Below are 586 nucleotides of genomic sequence, written 5' to 3'. Positions count from 1 at the left end.
AGCCTATTGAAGTGAATGTGTTACAAAGCTCGGTTACGAGTTAAAACATAAGTCCGGGTCCCCTTCGTCTAGAGGCCTAGGACACCGCCCTTTCACGGCGGTAACAGGGGTTCGAATCCCCTAGGGGATACCACATTTTGGTTCCTAGCAAATAACTAACGTGTTGTTTGGTAAGAACAAGGCATTTGCTTCCTAGCCTACTGAAGCGAATGTGTTACAAAGCTCGGTTACGAGTTAAATCATAAGTCCGGGTCCCCTTCGTCTAGAGGCCTAGGACACCGCCCTTTCACGGCGGTAACAGGGGTTCGAATCCCCTAGGGGATACCACATTTGGGTTCCTAGCAAATAACTAACGTGTTGTTTGGTAAGAACAAGGCATTTGCTTCCTAGCCTACTGAAGCGAATGTGTTACAAAGCTCGGTTACGAGTTAAAACATAAGTCCGGGTCCCCTTCGTCTAGAGGCCTAGGACACCGCCCTTTCACGGCGGTAACAGGGGTTCGAATCCCCTAGGGGATACCACATTTTGGTTCCTAGCAAATAACTAACGTGTTGTTTGGTAAGAACAAGGCATTTGCTTCCTAGCC

Annotated in this window: 3 tRNA genes; all 3 read left to right on the top strand. The window is 48.5% G+C overall.

Annotated features, from left to right (window positions below):
- The first annotated feature begins 57 nt into the window (after window positions 1-57).
- Window positions 58-133: transfer RNA gene (locus tag L5M18_RS23355), tRNA-Glu, on the top strand.
- Window positions 134-251: 118 nt separating this feature from the next.
- Window positions 252-327: transfer RNA gene (locus tag L5M18_RS23350), tRNA-Glu, on the top strand.
- A 118-nt stretch (window positions 328-445) separates the two neighbouring features.
- Window positions 446-521: transfer RNA gene (locus L5M18_RS23345), tRNA-Glu, on the top strand.
- Window positions 522-586 lie beyond the last annotated feature (65 nt).

This window comes from Shewanella sp. SM20, from assembly GCF_025654545.1.
GTDB classification, from domain to species: Bacteria; Pseudomonadota; Gammaproteobacteria; order Enterobacterales; family Shewanellaceae; genus Shewanella; species Shewanella oncorhynchi.
The sequence above is the reverse complement of the archived record's forward strand: the minus strand, read 5'-3'. Positions and strand labels throughout refer to the sequence as shown.